The following is a 14,719-nucleotide window of genomic DNA, read 5'->3' on the forward strand; positions in this document are numbered from 1 at the left end:
AGACCGGAGGGCGATGCCCCCTGAAGAATGCCGGAGCGAGGGAACCCCGAGCCTTGGCGAGGGGCCGGACGCTAGGGGCGAAGCGTTTTTTTGCTTACTTTTTTTAGGCGCTTGTAAAAAAAGTGAGTCGCCGTCAGGCGAAACCATAAGTCGCCGTGACCGCAGCAACGGATATGTCCCCCCGCAAAAGAGAGGCCGACTGTCAGGGAAAAACCCCGTCACCACTCAAACCACATCAACCCCCACATGAATCGCATCATGCCGCCAAAACTCCAGGTCACAATCAATCAACCGCTCATACTGATCATAATTAACGCGAGCAATCCGCAACCCCGGACTCCCCAGCGACACCCGCAACGCCGCCGCCGCATCCACCGGTAACGACGTCGGCACAATCTCGAACCGCACCCGCCCATAATGCAAATCGTAATGCCGCGCATACAGCTCAGTAATCGACTGATTCAAATCGAACTCGAGAATCCCCGGGAAAAACTGCGGATTCAGGTAATGCTCCACATACAGCACCAACCGCCCATCAATGCGCCGGGACCGGCAGATCTGAATCACACTCGACAGCGCCGGTAGCTGCAACCAGCCACACACCGCCGCCGACGCCGGCTGCAAACGCGCCGAGATCACCTCGGTCGATGGCTCCCGCCCCTGGGCACTGACCATCGCGTGAAAATGGCTGCGCTGCATCAGGTTGTAGGCCAGGCGCGGGGGCGATACAAACCAGCCGCGACGCTCCTCACGATAAATCTGCCCTTGGGCTTCGAGCTGCAACAGCGCCTCACGCACCGTGATGCGCGTGGTGCCGAACAGCTCGCTGAGCTTGCGCTCGGCCGGCAGCTTGCTCGCCGGTGCCAGCAAGCCATGATCGATCTGTTCCTGCAGGACCTGACCGATGGCTGTCACCGCCTTGATTGCCTCTTCACGCATCAACGTTACCTATCTGGACTAGTCCAACACTGATTCAGGGCGGGAACGCGCCAAAAGACGCCTCCTCAAACGTAGCGCAAGCCTAGGCAATCCATATGACTGATCCATGACAAAGCCGCCGGATGGCGACGCAAGGTCTGTGCAAATTAACGGCCAAGTCCTTGAAAACCGGGAGCGTAACCATGGTCTACGCTTACCTCGCGAGCCTTGCGCCCAAGCGAAAGAAAAGCGGGACTGCGCAAGGCCGACATCAAAGTGTCATCCAGCGCACCTAAATTGGCTCAGGTATTGCTGACCTAGACCAACCCAACCGCAAACGTTCGATAAAACGCAGCGTTGAATACGCCCAAAGGAGCTTTCGATGAAACAGCTTTTCCTGGCATCACTGTTAGGCTCGACCATTGCCATGTGCACCAGTGCCATGGCCGCTGATACCGATCTGAAAACCCTGGAAGCCGCTGCGCGCGCTGAAGGCGCCGTGAACAGCGTCGGCATGCCCGATGACTGGGCCAACTGGAAAGGCACCTGGGCTGACCTGGCCAAGACCTACGGCCTCAAACATATCGACACCGACATGAGTTCGGCCCAGGAGATCGCCAAGTTCGCCGCCGAAAAAGACAACGCCAGCGCCGACATCGGCGACGTCGGTGCGGCGTTTGGTCCGATCGCGGTCAAGCAAGGCGTGGTGCAGCCATACAAGCCAAGCACCTGGGATCAGGTTCCGGCCTGGGCCAAGGATAAGGACGGCAATTGGGCACTGGCCTACACCGGCACTATCGCGTTCATCGTCAACAAGAAGCTGCTGCACGGTTCCGAAGCACCCACCCAGTGGGCTGACCTCAAGACGGGTAAATACAAGGTATCCATCGGTGACGTAAGCACCTCCGCACAAGCGGCCAACGGCGTGCTGGCCGCCGCCATTTCCAAAGGCGGCAACGAGAAGAACATTCAACCGGCGCTGGAGCTCTTCGCCGATATCGCCAAGCAAGGCCGCCTGTCGATGGCCAACCCGACGATTGCCACCATGGAAAAGGGTGAAATTGAAGTCGGCGTGATCTGGGACTTCAACGGCCTGAGCTACAAGGCCAAGATGGCCAATCCGGATGATTACGTGGTGCTGATCCCGTCCGATGGTTCGGTGATTTCCGGCTACACCACCATCATCAACAAGTACGCGAAGAACCCGAACGCAGCCAAACTGGCCCGCGAATACATCTTCAGCGACGCCGGCCAGATCAACCTGGCCAAAGGCAATGCCCGTCCGATTCGCGCCGAGCACATCAAGCTGCCGGAAGACGTGAAAGCCAAGCTGCTGCCTAACGAGCAGTACAAAAACGTGACCCCGATCAAAGACGCAGATGCATGGGAAAAGACCTCCAAGGCTCTCCCTCAGATGTGGCAGGAAGAAGTCATTATCAACATGCAGTAATGCTGTAACTGCAGGAGCTGCCGCAGGCTGCGGCAGCTCCTACGACGATTTGATCCAGTTTCGCTTTCGGAGTCATCGCCCCTATGAAGCACAACGTCATCCTTGTCGTGCTCGACGGCCTCAACTACGAGGTTGCCCGGCACGCCATGGGGCACTTGCAGGCCTACATCGGCGCAGAACGCGCGGCACTCTATAAACTGGAGTGCGAACTGCCTTCCCTGTCCCGACCGCTTTACGAATGCATCCTCACCGGCGTACCACCGATCGAGAGCGGCATCGTCCACAACAACATCTCGCGCCTGTCCAATCAGCGCAGCATCTATCACTACGCCACCGAGGCCGGCCTCACGACCGCTGCGGCGGCCTATCACTGGGTCAGTGAGCTGTACAACCGTTCGCCGTTCGTGGCGGCACGGGATCGACACACCGACGACACGGCGCTGCCGATCCAGCACGGCCACTTCTACTGGAACGATCACTACCCCGACTCACACCTGTTCGCCGATGCCGAACACCTGCGTCTGCGCCATGCACCCAATTTCATGCTGGTGCACCCGATGAACATCGACGATGCCGGGCACAAGCACGGCCTCGATACCCCGCAATACCGTAACAGCGCCCGCTCGGCCGACATCATCCTGGCCGACTACCTGCAAGGCTGGCTCGACGCTGGCTACCAGGTACTGGTGACCGCCGACCACGGCATGAACAACGACCGCTCCCACAACGGCCTGCTCGCCGAGGAACGGGAAGTGCCGTTGTTCGTCCTTGGCGATGCCTTCAGCCTCGATGCCGGCGCCGCCCCCAGACAGACCGACATCTGCGGCACCGTCTGCGAACTGCTGGGTGTGGCCCACGACAAACCTGTGTGCAGGGAGCTGCTGAAGTGAACTCCATGACTCGCGGCAAATGGCTGGCCGCCCTGTGCCTGGTGCCCTTCGCGCTGTTCTTTATCGTGTTCCAGATCGCCCCGCTGACCTGGGTGATGATCAACAGCCTGCAATCGGAGGAGTTCGGCTGGGGCCTGGCCAACTTCAGCAAGATTTTCAGCTCGAAGTTTTACCTGCAAGCGATCCAGTACAGCCTGGAGATCAGCTTCTGGTCCAGCGTGTTCGGCATCGTCATTGCAATCCTGGGCAGCTACTCGCTGCGCCGGGTCGACTCGAAACTGCGCAATTTCGTCAACGCCTTCGCCAACATGACCAGCAACTTCGCCGGCGTGCCCCTGGCCTTCGCCTTCATCATTCTGCTGGGCTTCAACGGCAGTATTACCATCATGCTCAAGCAGGCCGGGATCATTCAGGACTTCAACCTGTATTCCAAAACCGGGCTGATCATTCTCTACACCTACTTCCAGATTCCCCTGGGCGTCTTGCTGCTGTACCCGGCATTCGACGCCCTGCGCGAAGACTGGCGTGAATCGGCGGAACTGCTGGGTGCCAACGGCTGGCAATTCTGGCGGCACATTGGCCTGCCGGTGCTGACCCCGGCCCTGCTCGGGACCTTCGTGATCCTGCTGGCCAATGCCCTGGGTGCCTACGCCACCGTCTACGCCCTGACCACCGGCAACTTCAACGTGCTGCCGATCCGCATCGCGGCAATGGTCTCGGGTGACATTTCCCTGGACCCGAACATGGCCAGTGCCCTGGCGGTCGTGCTGGTGAGCCTGATGACCCTGGTGACCGTGGTCCATCAGCTGCTGTTGAAGAGGAGCTACCATGTCTCGCGTTGAATCCGGCTCTGTCGCCGTGTACCACCGCGTGGTGGTTTACCTGCTGTTTGCCATTCTGCTACTGCCACTGGCCGGCACCCTGATCTACTCGATCGCCAGCAGTTGGTCGGCGACGATCCTGCCCAGCGGCTTTACCTTGAAGTGGTACATCCAGCTGTGGAGCGACCCGCGCTTTCTCGCGGCCTTCGGTCAATCACTGCTGGTCTGCGTAGGGGCGCTGATACTGTCCGTGGTGCTGATCCTGCCGCTGCTGTTCGTGGTGCACTACCACTTTCCAAGACTCGACGCGTTGATGAACATCCTGATCCTGCTGCCCTTTGCCGTGCCACCGGTGGTGTCTTCGGTGGGGCTGTTGCAGCTCTATGGCTCGGGGCCTTTCGCGATGGTCGGTACGCCGTGGATTCTGGTGGGGTGCTACTTCACCGTCGCCTTGCCGTTCATGTACCGGGCGATCACCAACAACCTGCAAGCAATCAACCTGCACGACCTGATGGATGCCGCCCAACTGCTGGGCGCCAGTACCTGGCAGGCGGCGTTCCTGGTGGTGCTGCCGAACCTGCGCAAAGGCCTGATGGTGGCACTGCTGCTGTCGTTCTCGTTCCTGTTCGGCGAGTTCGTGTTCGCCAACATCCTCGTCGGCACTCGCTACGAAACCCTGCAGGTCTACCTCAACAACATGCGTAACAGCAGCGGTCACTTCACCAGCGCGCTGGTGATCTCCTACTTCTTCTTTGTGCTGGTTCTGACCTGGGCTGCCAATATCTTGAACAAGGACAAAAGCCAATGAGCTTCGTCAGCGTCCAACACTTGCAAAAAAGCTACGCCGGCACCGCCGTGTTCAGCGACATCAACTGCGAAATCCAGAAAGGCGAATTCGTCACCCTGCTCGGTCCGTCCGGGTGCGGCAAATCCACCCTGCTGCGCTGCATCGCCGGGCTGACCGAGGTGGACGGTGGCCAGATCCTGCTCGAGGGCCAGGACCTGGTGCCCCTCAGCCCTCAGAAGCGCGGGATCGGCATGGTGTTCCAGAGCTATGCGCTGTTCCCCAACATGACCGTGGAGCAGAACGTCGCCTTCGGTTTGCGCATGCAAAAGGTCAACGCCGATGACAGTCGCAAGCGCGTACTGGAAGTGCTGCAACTGGTGGAGCTGACCGACTTCGCCGCGCGCTACCCCCATCAACTGTCCGGCGGCCAATGCCAGCGCGTGGCCCTTGCCCGCTCGCTGGTCCCCCGCCCGCGCCTGTTGCTGCTCGATGAGCCGTTGTCGGCGCTGGATGCGCGGATCCGCAAACACCTGCGCGAGCAGATCCGACAGATCCAGCGCGAACTGGGGCTGACCACCATCTTCGTCACACACGATCAGGAAGAAGCCCTGACCATGTCTGACCGGATTTTCCTGATGAACCAGGGAAAGATCGTACAGAGCGGCGATGCCGAGACGCTCTACACTGCACCCGTCGATGCGTTCGCCGCCGGCTTCATTGGCAACTACAACCTGCTCGACGCGGCCAGCGCCAGCCAACTGCTGCAACGGCCCATCAACAGCCGCATCGCGATTCGCCCCGAAGCCATCGAGCTGAGCCTCGATGGCCAGCCGGATGCGTTGATCCGCAGCCACAGCCTGCTGGGCAATGTGATTCGCTATCGGATCGAAGCGCGCGGTGTGGAACTGGTGGTGGATGTACTGAACCGCTCGGCGGCCGACCTGCATGCCGACGGTCAGCGCCTGGCACTTTCCATCGATCCCACTGCCCTGTGTGAGGTAGCCTGATGTTCTGGCGGCGCCCACCGATTCTGAAGAGAGAGTTGCACTGATGGCCCTGGCAATTTTTGATCTGGACGAAACCCTGATCCACGGCGACTGCGCCACCCTCTGGAGTGAACAGATGGGTCGCCTGGGCTGGGTCGACCCTGAGTCGTTCATGCGCCAGAACAACGCGCTGATGGACGCCTACAGTCACGGCAAGCTGCGAATGGAGGAGTACATGGCGTTCAGCCTGGAACCCTTGATCGGCCGGACACCGGAAGAAATCCGGCACCTGGTCGAGCCCTGGGTGGAAGACTTCATCGAGCCCATCATCTTCAGCGACGCCACCCGGACCATTGCCACCCACCGCAAGGCCGGCGACCGGATCCTGGTCATCTCCGCCTCGGGCACCCACCTGGTCGGGCCGATTGCCGATCGCCTGGGTATCGACGAGATTCTCGGCATCGAGCTGGACGTGCGGCAAGGGGTCTACAGCGGCCAGACCGTTGGCACCCTGACCTACCGCGAAGGCAAGATCGTGCGCCTGCTGGAATGGCTGGACGCCGAAGAGGAAAACCTTGAAGGCGCGAGCTTTTATTCGGACTCACGCAACGACCTGCCGTTGCTGCTCAAGGTCGACCATCCCCATGTGGTCAACCCGGACCCGGTACTGCAAGAACACGCCGAAAAGGCCGGCTGGCCGATCCATCTCTGGAAGTAAGCAAACCCTGTGGCGAGGGCGCCTGCTCCCGCTCGGTCACGCAGCGGCCGGTTTTGGGAGCGCTTCGCGCTCCAGCGGGAGCAAGCTCCCTCGCCACCTTCAGGCCAGGCTCTCGTCGATCACCAGCACCAGCTTGCCCGACACCTGGTTGCTCGCCAGCTCGGCAAACGCCGCTTCGGCGTCCTGGATCGGGAAGGCCCTGGCCAGTTGCGGGCTCAGGCGCCCTTCGGTGAACAGTGGCCAGACATGCGCGCTCAGATCGCTGAACAGATCAGCCTTGAACTGATCGTCGCGATTGCGCAAGGTCGAACCCACCAGCTGGATCCGCTTGGCCAGAACTTGCGCCAGGTCCAGCCGGGTCTCGCGACCGCCCATCAAGCCGATCAACACCCAACGTCCATCACGCGCCAATACCTTCAGGTTCAACTCGGCATAGTTGGCCCCCACCGCGTCGAGAATCACGTCGAAGGGCCCCAGCTCGCTCAAGCCTTCCAGGCCATCGGTGCGCACGACGCCACCTTGCGCGCCCAGCGCCTGGCAGTAGGCCAGGCGGTCGGTGGAACCGACACTGACCCAGCACGGGTTGCCAAACGCCTTGCACAGCTGAATGGCGGCTGAACCAACACCACTGGCCCCGGCATGCAACAACACCTTTTCACCCGGCTTGAGTGCCGCCAGCTGAAACAGGTTCAACCAGGCCGTGCTATACACCTCGGGCAAGGCTGCCGCTTCGGTCAGCGACAAGCCCTCTGGCACCGGTAATACGTGACGAGCGTCGACCACCACCTCTTCAGCCATCCCGCCGCCGGCCAGTAGCGCACACACACGATCACCGACCTGCCAGGAAGATCCCGGGCCGACCTCACTGATCACCCCGGAACACTCCAGCCCCAACACCTGGCTGGCCCCGGGGGGCGCAGGGTAGAGCCCGGCCCTCTGCAGCAAGTCCGCCCGATTCAAGCCCGCAGCCGCCACGCGAATGCGAACCTGCCCCACATCACAGACCGGTGTTGGCGCTTCAACCCACGCCACATGTCCGTCAACGCCTTGCAATGCCTTCACAGTGCCTCCATAGTGAGTCTGGACTGAGCCCGGTGCTATAGCACCGGGTTTTTTGCATTATGCGACCGGTTCTTGTGGAACCGGCGACTTCAAAGACGGCCTAATATGCGTTATCAATTGTCCCCGCGTCGAATCGGCATGAAGCATTTGTTCTCCAGCACCGCACTCGCTCTATTCATTGGCCTGGGCAGCTTGTCGCTCGCGCCCGATACGTTCGCAGCCAATAGTTGGGACAAGCTTCAGCCCGGTCGTGACGAGGTGATTGCCAGCCTGAACGTCGTCGAGTTGCTCAAGCGCCATCATTACAGCAAGCCGCCCCTGGATGACGCCCGTTCGCTGATCATCTATGACAGCTACCTGAAGCTGCTGGATCCGTCGCGCAGCTACTTCATGGCCAGCGATATCGCCGAATTCGACAAATGGAAAACCCAGTTTGACGACTTCCTCAAAAGCGGCGACCTGAACGCCGGGTTCACGATCTACAAGCGTTATCTGGACCGCGTCAAAGCGCGTCTGGAGTTCGCCCTGGTCGAGCTGAACAAAGGTGTCGACAAAATCGACTTCACCCCCAAGGAAACCTTGCTGATCGATCGCAAGGACGCTCCGTGGCTCACCTCCACTGCCGAGCTCGACGACCTGTGGCGCAAACGCGTCAAGGACGAAGTGCTGCGCATGAAGATCGCCGGCAAGGACTCGAAACAGATTCAGGAAACCCTGACCAAGCGCTACAAGAACCAGCTGTCGCGCCTGGGGCAGACCCGCGCGGAAGATATCTTCCAGGCGTACATCAATACGTTCGCCATGTCCTACGACCCGCACACCAACTATCTGTCACCGGATAACGCGGAAAACTTCGACATCAACATGAGCCTGTCCCTCGAAGGCATCGGCGCCGTGTTGCAGAGCGACAACGATCAGGTAAAAGTCGTGCGCCTGGTACCGGCAGGTCCGGCCGACAAGACCAAGATGGTCGCCCCGGCCGACAAGATCATCGGCGTTGCCCAGGGCAACAAAGAGATGGTCGACGTGGTCGGCTGGCGCCTGGACGAAGTGGTCAAGCTGATCCGCGGGCCAAAAGGGACCGTGGTGCGCCTAGAAGTGATTCCGGCCAGCAACGCACCGAACGACCAGACCAGCAAGATCGTGCCGATCACCCGCGAAGCGGTGAAGCTCGAAGACCAGGCCGTGAAAAAGTCCGTGCTGAACCTCAAGCAGGACGGCAAGGACTACAAGCTGGGCGTCATCGAGATCCCGGCCTTCTACCTGGACTTCAAGGCGTTCCGTGCCGGTGATCCGGACTACAAGAGCACCACCCGCGACGTCAAGAAACTGCTGACCGAACTGCAGAAGGAAAAAGTCGACGGCGTCGTCATCGACCTGCGCAACAACGGTGGCGGTTCCCTGCAGGAAGCCACCGAACTGACCAGCCTGTTCATCGACAAGGGCCCGACCGTGCTGGTCCGCAATGCCGATGGCCGGGTCGACGTGTTGGAAGACGAAAACCCTGGCGCCTTCTACAAAGGCCCGCTGGTGTTGCTGGTCAACCGTCTGTCTGCGTCCGCCTCGGAGATTTTTGCCGGCGCCATGCAGGATTACCACCGTGCGATGATCATCGGCGGCCAGACCTTCGGCAAAGGCACCGTGCAGACCATTCAGCCGCTGAACCATGGCGAACTGAAACTGACCCTGGCCAAGTTCTACCGGGTTTCCGGCCAGAGCACCCAGCATCAGGGCGTACTGCCGGACATCGACTACCCGTCGCTGATCGACACCAAGGAAATCGGCGAAAGCGCCCTGCCCGAAGCGATGCCGTGGGACACCATTCGGCCTGCGATCAAGCCTGCCGTCGACCCGTTCAAGCCCTTCCTCGCCCAGCTCAAGGCCGAGCATGACGCGCGCACGGACAAGGACGCAGAGTTCGTGTTCATCCGTGACAGACTGGCACTGGCCCAGAAGCTGATGACGGAAAAAACCGTCAGCCTCAACGAGGCCGAACGCCGGGCTCAGCACGCTGACATCGAGGCCAAGCAGTTGGCGATGGAAAACCTGCGTCGCAAGGCCAAGGGTGAAGCGCCGCTCAAAGAGTTGAAGAAAGAAGACGAAGACGCCATCGCCGCCGAGCCAGACAAGACCAAGCCGGAAGACGATGCCTACCTGAGCGAAACCGGGCGGATTCTCCTGGATTACTTGAAGCTGAACACGGCGGTCGCCAGCGCCAAGAAGTGATGGCAATTCAATGTTGACGCTCCCCCTGGAACGTCATCAAACAGTCATCGATCTGTCGTGAAATACAGGACTGGGTCTGCCTTCCAACAAAGGCGGACCCGGTCCTTTTTTTATCGCCAGAGATTGCCATGACCACCACCGAACAGCTGAGTGCCTTGAGTTCAATTCTGGCTCAAGGGGCCTTGCACAGTCTGTTCCAGCCCATCGTTTCGCTCTCTGAACGACGCATTCTCGGTTATGAGGCCCTCAGCCGAGGCCCCTCCAACACCCCCCTGCACTCCCCGCTCGCCCTGTTCTCCGTGGCCCGCCAGGCCGGGCGCCTCAGCGAACTGGAGATCGCCTGCCGGCACAGCGCCTGCCGCCGCTTCAGTGAGCAACGGTTGCCAGGCAAGCTGTTTCTCAACATCTCCCCCGAATCCCTGCTCGAAACCGGCCATCAGCCCGGCAGAACCCTGCAAATGCTCCAGGAGTTCGGCATCCCGCCGAGCCAGGTGGTCATCGAGTTGACCGAACAAACACCGACCGATGATTTCCAGCTGCTGCAAAACGCGCTGCATCACTATCGGTCGATGGGATTTTCGATTGCCCTCGATGACTTGGGGGCCGGCTATTCCAGCCTGCGGCTGTGGTCGGAACTACGTCCGGAGTATGTGAAGATCGACCGGCATTTCATCGACGGCATTCACCTGGACGCCCTCAAGCGCGAGTTCGTCGGCTCGATCCTGCAAATCGCCAAAGCCTCGCGGGCCCAGGTAATTGCCGAAGGTATCGAGTTACCGGAAGAACTCGCGGTGCTGAGCGAAATGGGCGTCGACCTGGTCCAGGGCTACCTGGTGTGCCGCCCGCAGGAACATCCACCACAGGAAGCCCGCAACCTGCTGCCCAGGCATGACAGCAGTACCGTGGCGCTCAACGATGATCTGCGCGACCTCAGCGCCTTGCTCAACGAGCAACCCGCCGTGCGCCACGACACGCCAACGGCCAACGTGCTCGAAGCCTTTCGCCGCCAAGCCAACCTGAACTCGCTGGCGGTGCTCGACGAGCAGAGCCACCCCTGCGGCATCGTTCACCGCCATTCGCTCTCGGACGCACTGCTCAAGCCGTTTGCCACCGACCTGTTCGCCCGCAAACCCATCAGCCGCCTGATGAACGATGATTTCCTCGCCGTGGAGTTCAGCCAGTCGCTGCAACAGGTCAGCCGCCTGATCACCAGCCGCGCTCGCCAGCGCATCGAAGAAGACTTCATTATCACCCTCAACGGTCGCTACCTGGGGCTGGGACGGGTGATCGACGTGCTTAAACTGATAACCGAACTGAAGATCCAGCAGGCCCGATACGCCAACCCGCTGACCCTGCTACCGGGCAATGTGCCCATCCAGCAGTGCCTGACCCGGTTGCTGCAACAGCGCTGCGAGTCGGTGATCTGCTACGTCGACATCGACAGTTTCAAGCCATTCAACGATATCTATGGCTACGGGCGTGGCGACGAAGTCCTGCTCTGCCTGGCGCAATGCCTGAACGAATGCATCGATCCCGGCCGCGACTTCGTCGGCCATATCGGCGGCGATGACTTCCTGCTGGTACTGGGCCCGGAAGACTGGCAAAAACGCCTGGGCCAATTGCACGACGACTTCCACCGTCAGTGTCGGCGCTTCTACCGCGCCGAGCACCTGGAGGCAGGGTGCTTTATCGCCGTCAATCGCCAGGGCATACGCCAGGAATATGCGTTGTTGTCCCTGTCCATCGGCGTCGTGCACTTGCATCCAGAGGCCTGCGGACAACTCGATGCCAGCCGCTTGGCGGAGCTGGCGTCACATGCCAAGCACCACGCCAAGCATGTGCCGGGGTATAGCGTGCATGTGATTGATAGCCTGGCAAGCGCCTGAAAACCCGGACGCCCGCAAGATCGCCAGCGCCGGCACGGCTAGTGCGAACCGGGCTCCAGCGCCTTGAGCTTGTGCTCGGCCAGGGGATGCCCGGCCTTGGCTGCCATCCGCCACCAGCGCGCTGCCTCGGCAGCGTCCGGAGCCTTGCCCGGCGTTCCGGCCAGGCTGATCACGCCTACCTGATAGGCTGCTTTGCCATCGCCCGCCAAGGCTGCCAGGCGCAGCAAGCGCACGCCCTCCTCACGAGCACCAAGGCCAACACCGCGAAACGTCAGGATGTGCCCATAGAAGCTCTGGGCGCCGACATCTCCCAGGTTGGCCATGCGTGCGAACTGGCCCTCGAGCCAGTGCCAGCCGCGCGGTTGGCGCACGAACCACGACCAGTGAAACAACCGGCGTGCCAGCCAGTAACCGAGATGCGCCTTGAGTCGTAGAAACACTCAGGCCTCCGCGGATTCAGGGTATTCGTATTCAAACACCCGAACCACTTCCGAGGCATGCCAGGATGCCGCCGCGACGCCATCGGACGGCCCGGAAAATCGTCCCAGGCGCTCGACACATTCGAAGAAACCGGTGCGCGGCAGGCGACTGGCGCCCTGGCTGATCACCAGCGAACTGCGCAAGGGCTGCTCGGCCTTGGCATCCAGGGCCGCCAGGTGCTCAAGGGCCGCGGTCAGGGTTTGCATGGCCGGCGTGGGGAGTTGCAAGCGTTCGAGCAACGCACGATAAGTCAGCAGGTGGCGCTGTCGACGGGCCTGGTCCAGCTCGCCCAATAGACCATCCCAGTGTTGACGACTGATTCGCACACTCACGATTCATCCCTCCATCCCTGCACCTTCAACTCCCAGGCCAGGCTGCGGCGGATCGCAGCGTCAGGTTGACGCTCGCCGCTTTCAATCAGGGCCAGGTAAGAAGGACTGATGCCTACCGTGCGGGCCAACGCTTCGATCGCGATGCCCTTTGCTTCACGCAAACTGCGTAGTTGATCCAGACCGGGAAGCTCCTGGTCTGCAGTGGACACGTGATGAGCCGTTGCTTCACGTGCGGGTGATTCGCTAACGCCTGCTGCTTTCAATAACGCTTGATACTGAGCCCATGGCAACACCGCATACTCGGGCTCGCCATCACGTGCAATGATCTGAATATCCATGACTACCCCGTAGGACAACAACACTTAGCGAGTCGGCACTTTTCCTTAGAAGTGTAATCCTAACAGCCGCCAAGGTCGCGAGGGGGGATCAATCTGCAGATGAACCTGATTCGGCTCAGGTTTTTTTCGGGCCCTGCAGTTGCAGTTGCTCCGGCGTATCGGGCAACCGCTCCACCACGGCCAGTTTTTCCGGCCGCTGACGGTTGCGCCAGGCACGGAAAGCATTCAGTTCATCGGCCAGGGTTTTCATCAACCAGGCGAGCACGGCGATGTCATCGAACATGCCGAACAGGGGAAGGAAATCAGGAATGGCATCAATCGGGCTGAGGAAATACATCAGCCCCGCTACCACCGCCACCAACGCCTTGGGGCTGATGGCACGGTACTCGCCACGCCAGTACGCCAGGCACAGTGCCTGCAGCAAGCGCAGGTCATCCTTGAGCTTACCCAGCCGCCAGCCTTGATTGGCGCCCTTGCTGGCCACTGCGAACAGCAGTGTCGGCAGACGTCCACGACTGATCAATTGACCGGCCAACGGCAGAAACCGAGCGAAACTCCAAGGTGTTTTCATCATCCCTCCACTGAAATGTTATCCACACAAATTGTGGATAACCTTGTGAACAGAGCCCTATTTCACGCCTCAAAGCCCCGTTTTACAAGGCCCCCGGTCAGATCGGGCGTTTTTTACTCACATAAAAAAACCTAATAATTCATTGACTTGGCAACCTGCCGGGGCTATCGGCAGTCCTTTCAGTGCTATGACGCCAGCCCAGGGCATCCATTCAATCGAATCCCCGGCCACCGGACACCAGATGCAACAACGCCCCGGATGAGCGGGGCGTTGTTGTCATGCCGGACGCTGATTACTTCTCGGCGTCTTGCTTGGCAGGATCTTTGATCGCCAGCAGTTCCAGGTCGAATACCAGCACCGAGTTGGCCGGGATTGCCGGGCTAGGGCTTTGTGCGCCGTAGGCCAGTTCGCTAGGAATGTACAGTTTGTACTTCTCGCCGACGTGCATCAGTTGCAAGCCTTCAACCCAACCCGGGATCACGCCGCTGACCGGCAGGTCGATCGGGCTGCCACGCTCGACGGAGCTGTCGAAAACGGTGCCGTTGGTCAGGGTGCCGGTGTAGTGGACAGTCACCACGTCGGTCGGCTTGGGCTGAGCGCCATCGGCCTTCTTGACGACTTCGTACTGCAAGCCGGAAGCCGTGGTGGTCACACCGGCTTTCTTGGCATTGTCTTCGAGGAATTTCTTGCCGGCGGCAGCCGACTCTTCGCTCATCTTGGCCATACGCTCTTCAGCGCGCTTTTGCAGCGCAGCGAAAGCTTCGACCAGTTCATCGTCCTTGAGCTTCTGTTCTTTCTTGCCGATGGCATCTTCGATGCCTTGGGCTACAGCTTTGGAATCCAGATCATCCATACCTTCCTGTGCCAGGCTCTTGCCCATGTTCAGGCCGATACCGTAGGAAGCTTTTTGCGCCGGGGTTTTCAGCTCAACGCTGGTCTGCGAGTCACAACCCGCAAGTACCAGGCTAACCAGGGCCACCGCCGCCGCCAACCGATGCTGTTTCATGCTATTTCCTTGTTCATGCGCCTAAAGGGCAATCGAGTAAAGCCGCGAGCTTATCAGGCCGCCACGACCAATGGCTACCGGCATGAGAGCAGGAAACGTCCGATAAGTTCAGGTCTTTTAACGCGTTTTACTCAGGTTGGAGCATGAAATTTCTGTCAGCCTACCCCTATGGTTGCGGATGCCGATTCGCACGACATCTGGCGTAATGGCTACTTGCTGCTGAACTACGCCTCAGGCATAACAAAATA

At 60.2% G+C, this 14,719-nt stretch carries 15 protein-coding genes; 8 read left to right on the forward strand and 7 right to left on the reverse strand.

The genetic code is table 11. The features are described from left to right. Positions 1 to 225 precede the first annotated feature (225 nt). Positions 226 to 939: a UTRA domain-containing protein gene (locus CKW25_RS06500; protein ID WP_095078366.1), complete on the reverse strand. Its 714-nt coding sequence runs from the start codon at positions 937 to 939 to the stop codon at positions 226 to 228. 361 nt (positions 940 to 1,300) lie between these two features. On the opposite strand from CKW25_RS06500, the gene CKW25_RS06505 reads away from it, so the two are divergent. The 6 genes from CKW25_RS06505 to CKW25_RS06530 all read left to right on the forward strand — a co-directional run bounded on the left by CKW25_RS06505 (position 1,301) and on the right by CKW25_RS06530 (position 6,570). After that, positions 1,301 to 2,368 (forward strand): ABC transporter substrate-binding protein, encoded by a 1,068-nt coding sequence (locus tag CKW25_RS06505; RefSeq protein ID WP_095078367.1) that lies wholly within the window; start codon positions 1,301 to 1,303, stop codon positions 2,366 to 2,368. Positions 2,369 to 2,451: 83 nt separating this feature from the next. After that, on the forward strand, positions 2,452 to 3,258 hold the full coding sequence (locus CKW25_RS06510; protein ID WP_095078368.1) for an alkaline phosphatase family protein: 807 nt from the start codon (positions 2,452 to 2,454) through the stop codon (positions 3,256 to 3,258). A gap of 5 nt (positions 3,259 to 3,263) precedes the next feature. Continuing rightward, positions 3,264 to 4,100: an ABC transporter permease subunit gene (locus CKW25_RS06515; protein ID WP_172736440.1), complete on the forward strand. Its 837-nt coding sequence runs from the start codon at positions 3,264 to 3,266 to the stop codon at positions 4,098 to 4,100. After that, complete coding sequence (locus CKW25_RS06520) at positions 4,087 to 4,887, forward strand: ABC transporter permease (protein WP_095078370.1); 801 nt, start codon at positions 4,087 to 4,089, stop codon at positions 4,885 to 4,887. Before CKW25_RS06515 ends, CKW25_RS06520 begins: the two co-directional genes overlap by 14 nt. Then, the gene (locus tag CKW25_RS06525) at positions 4,884 to 5,873 is read left to right on the forward strand and encodes an ABC transporter ATP-binding protein (RefSeq protein ID WP_095078371.1); all 990 of its coding nucleotides are present in this window, start codon (positions 4,884 to 4,886) and stop codon (positions 5,871 to 5,873) included. The genes CKW25_RS06520 and CKW25_RS06525 overlap by 4 nt, the downstream gene beginning before the upstream one ends. 43 nt (positions 5,874 to 5,916) lie before the next feature. Continuing rightward, positions 5,917 to 6,570 (forward strand): HAD family phosphatase, encoded by a 654-nt coding sequence (locus tag CKW25_RS06530; protein WP_095078372.1) that lies wholly within the window; start codon positions 5,917 to 5,919, stop codon positions 6,568 to 6,570. A 99-nt stretch (positions 6,571 to 6,669) separates the two neighbouring features. Here the strand turns inward: CKW25_RS06530 and CKW25_RS06535 are convergent, their stop codons facing one another. Continuing rightward, complete coding sequence (locus CKW25_RS06535) at positions 6,670 to 7,632, reverse strand: NAD(P)H-quinone oxidoreductase (protein WP_095078373.1); 963 nt, start codon at positions 7,630 to 7,632, stop codon at positions 6,670 to 6,672. A 138-nt stretch (positions 7,633 to 7,770) separates the two neighbouring features. On the opposite strand from CKW25_RS06535, the gene CKW25_RS06540 reads away from it, so the two are divergent. Both CKW25_RS06540 and CKW25_RS06545 read left to right on the forward strand, forming a co-directional pair. Beyond that, entirely contained in the window at positions 7,771 to 9,858 is a 2,088-nt protein-coding gene (locus tag CKW25_RS06540; RefSeq protein WP_172736442.1) for a carboxy terminal-processing peptidase, read from the forward strand. Positions 9,859 to 9,986: 128 nt separating this feature from the next. Continuing rightward, positions 9,987 to 11,744, forward strand: a complete 1,758-nt coding sequence (locus tag CKW25_RS06545) for a bifunctional diguanylate cyclase/phosphodiesterase (RefSeq protein WP_095078375.1) — start codon at positions 9,987 to 9,989, stop codon at positions 11,742 to 11,744. Positions 11,745 to 11,782: 38 nt separating this feature from the next. Here the strand turns inward: CKW25_RS06545 and CKW25_RS06550 are convergent, their stop codons facing one another. From CKW25_RS06550 to CKW25_RS06570, 5 genes are all read right to left on the reverse strand, one after another. Then, positions 11,783 to 12,184: a sel1 repeat family protein gene (locus CKW25_RS06550; RefSeq protein ID WP_095078376.1), complete on the reverse strand. Its 402-nt coding sequence runs from the start codon at positions 12,182 to 12,184 to the stop codon at positions 11,783 to 11,785. Continuing rightward, positions 12,185 to 12,556 carry a hypothetical protein gene (locus CKW25_RS06555; protein WP_003223109.1) on the reverse strand — a complete coding sequence of 124 codons (372 nt, stop codon included), beginning with the start codon at positions 12,554 to 12,556 and terminating at the stop codon, positions 12,185 to 12,187. Further along, on the reverse strand, positions 12,553 to 12,894 hold the full coding sequence (locus tag CKW25_RS06560) for a helix-turn-helix transcriptional regulator (RefSeq protein WP_095078623.1): 342 nt from the start codon (positions 12,892 to 12,894) through the stop codon (positions 12,553 to 12,555). The genes CKW25_RS06555 and CKW25_RS06560 overlap by 4 nt, the downstream gene beginning before the upstream one ends. Positions 12,895 to 13,009: 115 nt before the next feature. Beyond that, positions 13,010 to 13,465: a YkvA family protein gene (locus tag CKW25_RS06565; RefSeq protein ID WP_095078377.1), complete on the reverse strand. Its 456-nt coding sequence runs from the start codon at positions 13,463 to 13,465 to the stop codon at positions 13,010 to 13,012. 292 nt (positions 13,466 to 13,757) lie between these two features. Then, positions 13,758 to 14,471: an FKBP-type peptidyl-prolyl cis-trans isomerase gene (locus CKW25_RS06570; protein ID WP_095078378.1), complete on the reverse strand. Its 714-nt coding sequence runs from the start codon at positions 14,469 to 14,471 to the stop codon at positions 13,758 to 13,760. Positions 14,472 to 14,719: the final 248 nt, after the last annotated feature.

This window comes from Pseudomonas sp. Irchel s3h17 (assembly GCF_900187505.1).
GTDB lineage: Bacteria > Pseudomonadota > Gammaproteobacteria > Pseudomonadales > Pseudomonadaceae > Aquipseudomonas.